At 41.5% G+C, this 10,247-nt stretch carries 9 protein-coding genes; all 9 read right to left on the minus strand.

Going from position 1 to position 10,247, the window contains the following annotated elements; translation table 11 throughout:
* Positions 1-51: 51 nt before the first annotated feature.
* Entirely contained in the window at positions 52-1,293 is a 1,242-nt protein-coding gene (gene eboE / locus IQ259_RS13750) for a metabolite traffic protein EboE (RefSeq protein WP_193885579.1), read from the minus strand.
* Entirely contained in the window at positions 1,290-2,528 is a 1,239-nt protein-coding gene (locus IQ259_RS13755) for a 3-dehydroquinate synthase (protein WP_193885580.1), read from the minus strand. The genes eboE and IQ259_RS13755 overlap by 4 nt, the downstream gene beginning before the upstream one ends.
* A gap of 82 nt (positions 2,529-2,610) precedes the next feature.
* Positions 2,611-3,435, minus strand: a complete 825-nt coding sequence (gene tyrA, locus IQ259_RS13760; RefSeq protein WP_193885585.1) for a bifunctional chorismate mutase/prephenate dehydrogenase — start codon at positions 3,433-3,435, stop codon at positions 2,611-2,613.
* Between the two features lie 113 nt (positions 3,436-3,548).
* Positions 3,549-4,448: a UbiA-like protein EboC gene (eboC, locus tag IQ259_RS13765; protein ID WP_193885592.1), complete on the minus strand. Its 900-nt coding sequence runs from the start codon at positions 4,446-4,448 to the stop codon at positions 3,549-3,551.
* Positions 4,449-4,470: 22 nt separating this feature from the next.
* The gene (locus IQ259_RS13770; RefSeq protein WP_228014527.1) at positions 4,471-5,406 is read right to left on the minus strand and encodes a TatD family hydrolase; all 936 of its coding nucleotides are present in this window, start codon (positions 5,404-5,406) and stop codon (positions 4,471-4,473) included.
* Between the two features lie 17 nt (positions 5,407-5,423).
* Positions 5,424-6,179, minus strand: coding sequence for an EboA family metabolite traffic protein (locus tag IQ259_RS13775; protein WP_193885594.1), 756 nt, complete (start codon positions 6,177-6,179; stop codon positions 5,424-5,426).
* A gap of 69 nt (positions 6,180-6,248) precedes the next feature.
* Positions 6,249-7,415, minus strand: a complete 1,167-nt coding sequence (scyF, locus tag IQ259_RS13780; protein WP_193885596.1) for a scytonemin biosynthesis PEP-CTERM protein ScyF — start codon at positions 7,413-7,415, stop codon at positions 6,249-6,251.
* Between the two features lie 127 nt (positions 7,416-7,542).
* On the minus strand, positions 7,543-8,841 hold the full coding sequence (locus IQ259_RS13785; RefSeq protein WP_193885598.1) for a ScyD/ScyE family protein: 1,299 nt from the start codon (positions 8,839-8,841) through the stop codon (positions 7,543-7,545).
* Between the two features lie 33 nt (positions 8,842-8,874).
* Complete coding sequence (locus IQ259_RS13790; RefSeq protein WP_339383890.1) at positions 8,875-10,164, minus strand: ScyD/ScyE family protein; 1,290 nt, start codon at positions 10,162-10,164, stop codon at positions 8,875-8,877.
* Positions 10,165-10,247 lie beyond the last annotated feature (83 nt).

The raw sequence follows: 10,247 nt of genomic DNA on the forward strand, positions 1-10,247 counted from the left end.
CACAGAGGGCGCGGAGGAAGGGGGAAGAGTTGAGTTACGAAACAGACGACCTTAACTAGCAACTAATTGTTTTGTTAATAAGTTTGTCAGAATCCATTCGTATTCACGTTGAATGGAGGCTGGTAAGTCTAGTTTCATTTTGTCGGGTAGGACTTCCCAGGTGTAGGTTTCAATTTCTAGATGGTTACAGAAGTGATGATTTTGTAAAAGATTTAAAACATTTATAATGTCGTCTTGGGTGGATTGTAATAGTTGATAGTCACGGATAAATATAGGAACATGGAAGTGTATTCGCCATTCTACATCGGTGGTGTTTTCTAAGTTTGGTAAGGCATTTTCTAAATCTGAATAGTGAATTAGCTGCTGATTATTTGTGCGTGCTATTACTTGATGTAAATATGTAGATTCGGCAAAGGGTTGTAATCTTTCTAATATTAAGCGGCGTTGTTGTATATCTTGAGGTATATTTACTTGCAATGCAGCACTAATCTGTATTTTACCGATTTGAATTCCCGCAGTTTGAAATTTTTGTAAAACTGAGATTGGGTTTTCGTACTCTACAGCAAAATGACAGGTGTCGTAACAAATTCGCACATGTTCTAATATGTATTGTTCGGCAATTTCTTGAGAAATTCCTAATTGTTTGGTTAAATAATCTCCAGCTATTGGTAGTAAATGTGTTTGGAAGTAATCAATTACTTCGGCTGCATTTTCAATTAAGCCGTCTGGTTCTGGTTCTAAGTTTAAGTGTAAGCATTTTCCTTGTTCAGCCCTGATGCGAATCATTTGTTCTATTACTTGTGCGATGTTGAGAGTCGCTGCATACTTTACTGATGTCTGAGCAAATTGATTTTCTTTAAACCAGGGTTTGTAAGATAACGGTAATGTGGAAATGCTACCTTCTATATCGAGTGGTAATAGTTCTGCGAGAATTCGTGTGAGTTGTAAGGTATAGTCTAAACGTTCTTGTTTTGACCAATCTGGTGCATAAACTCGGTCTTTTACAACTTGCCAATGAAATTGTCCATAGGGAAAGCCATTTAAGGTAAATACATATAAATCTTGTTCATTTAACCATGCCTGAAATTGAGTTAGGGCATTTCCTTGAAGTAATTCTTTAGCTGCTATGGCTGCTAAACGCAAGCCTATTCCGAAGGGCTTATCTGGCGATAATTTTACTTTTAGTGGTGGAATATATTGTTGGAGATTAGCAAAGACTTTTTGCCATTCTTCGCCAGGGTGAATGTTAGTGCAGTAGGTTAAGTGAAAATTTTTGTTGGTTTCTATTTTCATCTTTCACCTCGGTTTATTGTAACCAGCATCTGCTGTTGTTTTTCAGATTCACGCAATAAGGATATTGCTTGTTTGTACAAAGACAAATCTACTTCGTGTATTTCAATTCCTTTACCAATTTTTTGCAGCAGTGTCAGGGTTAATTCACCACCTAAATGTTCTCGGAATTCGTTTAAACCTTGGAATAGACAAGGGAGATTTTCAGGTGATGATTGTTTGGTTATTTCAGGTACATACAACTTGAAACCTAGTTCTACAAGTGTTTTTAATATTAGTTGCCACTCCGAATGAGATAGCATTTTTAAAAGATAAGAGTAGGTAGTATCTAAAGCAATACCAATTGCTACTGCTTCACCATGTCGTAATTTATAATCTGTTAATTGTTCTAATTTATGAGCAGCCCAATGTCCAAAATCTAGAGGGCGGGATGAACCCATTTCAAAAGGATCACCAGATGTGGCAATATGTTCTAGGTGTAACTGGGCGCAATGATAAATCATCTGTTGCATACTGTCCATATCACGCTGGGCTAAGTCTGTGGTGTGATGATGGATAAAGTCAAAGAAGTTAGTATCTTTAATTAATGCAACTTTTACTGCTTCTGCAATTCCAGAACGCCAATCGCGATCGCATAATGTAGTCAAGAAGGCTGAATCGTTGATTACTGCATAAGGTGGGGCGAATGTACCCAAAAAGTTCTTTTTACCAAAGGCGTTGATACCGTTTTTTACACCTATACCAGAATCATTTTGGGCTAATACTGTTGTAGGAATCCGAATTAGGCGTACTCCCCGATGCGCTGTTGCAGCTGCATATCCTACCAAATCCAATACCGCACCGCCGCCAATTCCCAACACATAAGAGTGGCGACATAACCCTGCTGTTTCAATCAGTTGGTGAATTTTTTCTAATAATTTTGGCTCATTTTTAGCAGCCTCTCCCCCAGGAACAAGCATTGGTTCAACAGCCAGGGTTAGTACCTCTGCATAGAACTTTGTATAGTTAGTTAATTGCCAGAGTAAATCTGGCCAGAATTCCAATAATCCGGCATCTACTAAGGCTACCACTTTCTTTGGTTTTTTCTCGTCATCAGCTGCGATCGCTTGCGCTAATGTCGGATTTTTTAAATTCAAAATATTATTAGTAAAGTAAACTTCATAATTAAAATTTACTCTAATACTTTGCTGAATAGATTGTACAGAAAATTTAGTTTTTTGCTTGATGTCAACTATCATAGTTTCTCTTATATAAGTGTAAGAAATATTTAATTTCTTGGCAGTTCGATTCTTACATACCTCTACTTTCAACCCTAATTCTTTATCCCTTGAAAAAACCTTGAGTATTTTCAAACTCTTGAATTAAACCCTCTCTATCTTTCTCTTGTACTAACTTTGCCAAGCGACTATAAGTATCAGCTAAAGCATTAATCGCTTGACATCTTTCTTCTGTCGCTAACATAATGTCAACGCACAAATTAGGATTTTGGCAAAATAACCGTTTCAAAATTTCAATTTCTTGACGAAAGCTAGGAGATGAAATTGATAAAATACGCTCTAGATCAATGTTGGCTTGCGCTAAAAAAGCACCCAAGTTTAATCTATAAAAATGCTGTGTTGCTTGAATATATACCATCATGCGATCGTGTTCTTCTGGCGTGCATGTAATTAATTCTGCGCCTTGACTTTGAAGGAAATCTAATAACCATTGAAATGATTCATGATTACGCCCAGGACAAACTACAACTTTTTGTTCCCAAAAAGATTTGATACTTGGGCCAAACATCGGGTGTAATCCCATAACAGGGCCGGAATGGTGTGCCAACATAGCTTCTGTTGGCTGAGTTTTAATACTTGTGATGTCACACAATGCTGTATTTGAAGAAATATATTTAGCAGCACGCTGAATAACATCAACTGTATATTCAATCGGAACCGATACTAATACTAGTTCTGCATGATGCAATAGTTGGTCTGCATACTCCCAATCTTCTTGTTCGAGAACATTGACTTTATGACCTACTGCCAAAAGTTGTTCTCGAAATAATTTGCCCATTCTACCATGCCCACCAATGATAGTAATTTGCCGTGATTTAAGGTGGTTTTTTGAGCTTGATTTGAGATTAAGCGAGGATTGTAATACCATTTGCTAGTCTCCCATTTTCTAGTATTGATGTTTTGAGACTAAGTTGATTGTTTGTAGATGCTTTTAACGCAAAGTTACGCGGAGATAAGTTGCTATGTCATGGATAATTTATGTTAAGTCACAGCAAATATTTTTGCTAATAGCATAGAAATCGGCAGCAGACTCAAAACTATCAACCCGTATGCTAAACCTGCAAAGCCAGCCGCCACGGTAGTATCTAAAATAATTAGTGACAAAACACCTGCTTTAACCGCAATCCGAATTTTGTCTGATGTGGGTTGATATGCTGCTTTGATAAAAGGAATTAATACTTGAATAGCTAACAATATCAAGAATGGTAATGTGGTGATAACTTGATAATCTTTGAGCAATCCTAGTCCAAGCAAGCCGACAAGAACTGCCATAATTAATAATACTGCTATTATGCCAGTACTAAGTTTTGCTCCGTGTACTTCACCCCGACTGAGGGTAGTGATTGCCGCAATATACACTATAGGAATTAAAGCCAAAAACCAGTAATTTCCTAATACCGCTGGGACGACACTTACCCCTAGTAATAAGTTACCGCCGCGGCAAAGTCCCATATTGATCGGGCCGAGAATTGGGTGATGCTTGCCGATCGCATCATACAATAAAGCAGCCGTAGCGATCGCGATCGCCAATATCCCACTCACCCATGAAACCTGCACCGCTGCTACTACACCCATAATCAACAGTAGGCTTCCTAGTAAGCTCGCACCTGTACGAGATGCTCTACCGCTGGGAATCGGTCTTTCTGGACGTTCTTCGGCATCTAATTCGGCATCAAATACATCATTAAATACAATACCGCCACCATATAAGCCAGTGGTAGCTAGGAGTAACCATAGCAGTGGTATTACATTTGCTTCTACAAAGTACCCTGATGCCGCAAAGCCAGCCATGATATCTGCCCAGGCGGTGATAATATTGGCAGGTCGGAGCAATTGCAGATATGCCCAGAAACGGTGGGAGTTTAGAATGACGGTATTCATATTTTGACTCGCGCAAAGAAGTTTATTCTATTAGTGCGTATTCCCGATGCGACTCTACCAATGGTTCTTGTCCCCGAAGGACGGAATTATTGCTGAATGTTTGCCGCTGGTCGATGGGTGGGAGGTTTAACCAGTCAGACTCTTGCATTTCACCACTTTGACTGTAAGCAGCAAGGGCATTTTGATAACAAACTTGCTGCACATCCATTTCAGAAATTCCCCGTTCCAGCATGAGTAAGGCAGTTTTGGGTACAGCCAGAGGGTCACTTACTCCCCAATCAGCACTGCTATCAACAATGATGCGATTACTACCATATTGACGGATAATTTCTACCATGCGGGCATTGCCCATTTTGGTGTTGGGGTAAATTGTGAATGCTGCCCAAAAGCCTCTGTCTAAAACTTCGGCTACCGTCTCTTCATTGTTATGATCAACAATTACCTGCGATGGTTTTAAGCCATGTTCAATGCAGACATCCATACTGCGGCTTGTACCAGCCTTTTTATCACGATGTGGTGTATGAATCATCACCAACATATCTAACTCTTTTGCTAGTTCTAGCTGGAGGCGGAAATATTTGTCTTCGGCGGGGGTCATGTCGTCGTAGCCAATTTCACCAATGGCAACTACGCCCTCTTTGCAAGCATATAGCGGTAATAGTTCCATGACTTGCTCTGCTAACGCTTCGTTGTTGGCTTCTTTAGAGTTCAAGCCAATTGTGCAGTAATGTTTAATACCAAACTGTGAAGCTCGAAATCTTTCCCAACCAACTAGACTACTGAAATAATCTTGGAAGGAACCAACGTTAGTACGTGGTTGTCCTAACCAAAAAGCAGGCTCAATGATTGCTACAATCCCCGATTGCTGCATCATCTGATAATCATCAGTGGTGCGCGAACTCATATGAATATGGGGGTCGATAAACATCATGCCCCTTGTAATAATACTTTCATTCATAAGATACATTTGTTACTTTATGTAGGTTGTGGAAGAGCGATCGCTCTTTGCAAATCATCTAAAATAGCAGCATCGGCAAATTGTTCTACTAATGGCCAAATTTCAGCAGAAATTACGCGGTTAGCACTCCGACGTTCGTGAGCATAATCAATTAACATCCTTGCCAGTTCGGGGTTAGCACGTAAATCCAAACCTTGAATTAAATGCAGAGGACTCCCCACAAACAAGGCTTTCAAAACCATCTGGTTCCATGCCAAAGTATCAAAATACTCTGCTGGATAGGGATTAAGTAAAGCTACAGCATTAAATACTGCTGTCATATTGCTGCGAACTCCTTGCGTCGCCAGCTTTAGAAATTTTTTAGGATAGGGTAATAAAGGTAAGGCTTGATAAAGTGCAACTAATTCCCCAACATCAGCGGCTGTAAATACTTTTTCTAAAGCGGATAAATATTTCTCTGAATTTGCTTGTGCCAGAGTTAATACTAGCAATGTACGCGCAGCTTGATCTACACTCCAATGTTTAAAACACCAACCAAGCCGCATTTCTGAAGCAGCTTTCAGGTCTTGAGTAGTTAACTCCAGTTGATTTTTTCCTGTATGACGAGGCACTCTACTAAAAGTACTAAAAAATACTCTTGCATTAGCACCGCTATTTATTTGCTCTCTTGTTTCATTCAGCCAAATAACAGCATCCTGAGTAACTTGTCGCGCTACCCAGTGATGTAATAACTCACTAATATTAGTTATTTTGCAGTCAATTACAGCAGACATATATACACCTAGATAACGGGAAAAATACGAAGGATGAAGTATCAATTTCATCCTTCATATACTCTATTTTCAAATAGAAATTTTTTCCGGTTCTAAATCGATGGCTAATTTCTGCTGTTTATTTTTTCGCCATTTAGCCACAGCAGCCCCTAGCCCAAATAATCCCATACCTAACATTGAAGCAGGCTCAGGTACTTCGTTTCTACCTTCAACGCTCAATACTTGCACACGACCTTGGAAGAAATCGCCGACATAGAGTTTGCCATCTTTATAGCTTGTGCCAGCTGTCCAGTTAAATGTGCCTGGTGTTAAGTCGAGAGGGTCGCCAAAAGGTGGCTCACCCAATGCAGGTGGTGGTGCATCAGCCGCTTTCCCAAATGCCGTGAGAAAATTACCACTTCTATCAAATACTTGGACGCGGCTGTTGATAGAATCAGCCACATAGATATTCTCAAACTCGTCTACTTCGATGCCAATTGGTTGATTAAACTCTCCATTACCTGTGCCTTGTTGGCCAAATGTCAGAATCGGATCGCCTTCTGGAGTGAGTACCTGAACTCGGTTGTTAAACTGGTCACTTACAAAGAAATTGCCGCTGACAGGGGAAATTCTGATCCCGGCTGGCCCTTGGAATTGTCCAGGTTCAGTACCAGAACTGCCAATAGTACCAATTAGCTGACCGTCTTTGGTGTATTTGTTGATTTTGTCGCCGCTAAAATCACCTACGTATACATTACCAGAATTATCAAATGTTATACCTGATGGGCCAAAGAAAGCTCTACCTGGAATGAGACCACCAAAAGAACCAAAGGAGTTAATAAACTTGCCTTGAGGGTTGTAGACATTAACACGGTTGTTAAAAACATCACCCACATACAAATTTCCGGTATCTGGATCGATTTCCAGGGCTGATGGCTCGTCAAATTCTCCTGGGCCTGTACCGCCTCTGCCAATGGCTCCAATATAATCACCTTGAGGGTTGTAGACTTCGACCCGATTACCGATATCTGGATTAAAGCTGCCATCTGGGTTAAGACCGCGACCGTTACTAATCAGAGTATTTCCGGCGCTATCCACTGTGATGCCTTGGGGAACAAACAATTCCCCAGGAGCAAAGCCAGGGCTACCAATGCTACGTTCGTATTTTAAACTTAAAGACAAAGCTTGAGCGGATGTTGCCAATACCATAAATCCGGCACTGACAACGCCGATCGCTACATGTTTTACTAATCCCATAAGTTTTAAAGTTCTGGTTGATGATTTATGCTCGTTCCCAGTCCACGTTTGGGAAACTTAAAATTCCGGTTGCTGCCTCCCGACAACTTTTGTAGTGAGGCAGCAGTTCATTCTGTAAGTGAAAGAATTAGACCATCTCTGCTTTAGCTAAAGCTTCGCGTTTACGCTTCTTCGCCATTGCAACTTTACCAAAGGCAGCAGCTATGAGTGTCCCAGCGATCGTTGCGGGTTCGGGAACTTGTTCTGCTGTAGGATTAATCTTGATGACTTGTCCTGCGCCTGCAAGTCTAGCACGGTTGGAAATATATAAATTACCGTCAGGGCCGTAGGTTATCCCAGAAGCAGCTTCTAGTCCGTCACCACTCCAGATGGTTGAGCGAGTGCCATCAGTACCTATTTTGATTACAGAGCCACTAATATCACCAGTGATCATCCCGCCCTGTTGAATTTCTTTCCATTCGGAAGTGTTGATGTGTTGCAGGGCATATAAGTTCCCTTCGGGATCGTAGGTTACGCCAGTTAACTGGGTAAAACCATCAGCAATAATTTGGATACCCAAATCGTCGGGATTAACTGAAAAAATTCGGGCTTCGCCTTCTGGATAAGGGAAGTATGTGTATTCGCTAACTGTTAAACTGCCATCAGGAGCGATCGCAATTCCTGTAGGTACTGATTGCTGTGTTACTGGCAACGCTGTTGGATCTATATCTGGCCCAAGGTCTGGATATTCGAGTTGATTTCTATCTATGACTTTTAGAGGGAAGGCAGCTACGTTATTGATCCCACTACCATCAAGACCCACAGAATAAATCGTGTTTCCACCTCCATCAACTACAAAAGCATTATTATCTTTAATTGCAAAAGCATAGGGGTTGGAAATTAAATCCGTGCCATCAGGATTATTGTAGGTTTCATAGGCTGCAAAATCGGCAAGAGTTGTCAGCCCACCAGTTTTTAAGTCTACTTTATATAATTTGCCAAGGTCAGGAGCGCTCAACACGGTGTCTCGATTAGTCGGATCACCTGCCAGACCTGTCAATAAATAAGCGTTACCCTTAGAATCAAATTTGAAATCTGCTGGGCCTGCGGCTTGTTCTCCAGAAGGTGATAATGCTAAAGAAGTTAGATCGGATATGATATTTGTTCTGGTACCGTCTTTAGCTATTTTGATTAAAGAACCATTCTGAGCAGCACACAAAGGAATGAACCCTGCGCTTGGTGATGGGATACATCTTCCGTCTTGGCCATCACCGCCAAAACCACTTTCCGTCACGTAAATATTACCTTCAGGATCAAAGGCCAAATTTCGTGGGTTATTCAGACCGTCGGCCACAACTGTTAGACTTGCCGCTTCGGCTGCTTTTGTTCCAGCAACGATAGCAATACAAACAGTCACAAATGTAATGGTCAGATGCTTCAGTTTCATTTGTCGTAAGTTGGTATTAGTGAAAATTTGTGGTCAGTCTTTTGCTTTCACAAATGACTCTTGGAAGGAGTTGCTATGACTGGGTTTTTGCTTCCGTAACCAACTAATGCTCAGAACGCTAAACGCTAATAAGCCAAAGGCAGAAGTCGGTTCAGGAATAGATGTTGGATTCTCAACTTTGATGATTTGTCCTTGTCCGGGGCGATCGCTGCGATTGCTGATGTAAATTGCGCCATCAGCGCCAATAGTCAAGGCATTGGGTGACTCTAAACCATTGCCATTGAGAATCGTTGTGCGAGTGCCATCAGCAGCTATTTTGATGAGAGAACCATCAAAATTACCTTTCCAAGCTGGCTGATTGGCATACTGCAAGGCATATAAATTCCCCGCAATATCAAACTCTAAGTCTGTAAGTTGGGTAAAGCCATCTGCATAAACTGTTGTTTTGCCGTCAGTACCAACTCGATAAATTTTGGCTCCACCTTCAGGAAAAGGAAAACCCGTGAATTGGCTGACGTAGTAAGCACCATCAGGGCCTTTGACTACACTTGAGGGTACTGCTTGGATCGCAATCTGTGATGGTGGTGCTTCTGTGGGAGTGGGTACTTGTCCTGGTTCATTAGATGGAGTACCTATTGGTGGAAAAACTGGATTAGTTAATGTATCTTGGGGCAACACCGTGAGTGCTTGCAAGTTACTACCGTCAGTCTTGACACTAAGTAAATCATTGGCTCCAGCATCAACTGCAACTAGACGATCGCCATCAATCACAAAGCCTAAGGGATTGCTATTGATATCACCACCATCGGGGTTATTGACGAGTTCATAGTTAGCTAAATCAGCAATGCTCGTCCAAGAATTGGTTTGAAAGTCAGGAGTGATGATTTTTCCGAGATCAGTATTACCAAGATTGCGATCGCGGAAGGTTGGATCAGCCCCGTACCCTACTAAAATATAAGCCTTACCTGAGGTATCAAATTGGATGTCCCGCACGCCACCGGCTCCTGTACCATCGGCTAATGCTATGGAAGGTAAGCCTGTAAGTACAGGTTTGGTCTGGCCATGCTCTATTTTGAGAACTGTACCACTTGTGCCATAACATAAGGAGCCACCTTGGCCGCTAACTGGTGGTACACAAGCGCCATTTCCTCCTGTTCCTGCTTCTGTGACATACAAATGACCATCGGGGCCGAAGCTCAAACCTCTGGCATTATTCAGCCCGTCTGCTAGAACAGAAAAAGAGGCTGCGTCAGCTGTTTTCATTCCTGCAACAGCGGCAACACAGAAGGAGAGAATAGTAATGGTTAGTTGTGGAAGTTTAATGTGTTGCATTTTTTCAACGCAGAGGTAAATGCAGAGGTACGCGGAGTGTTTTTATTAGAGGCAGGGGGCAGGGGGAACGGGGC

Source organism: Fortiea sp. LEGE XX443, from assembly GCF_015206815.1.
Classification (GTDB): Bacteria; Cyanobacteriota; Cyanobacteriia; order Cyanobacteriales; family Nostocaceae; genus Nostoc_B.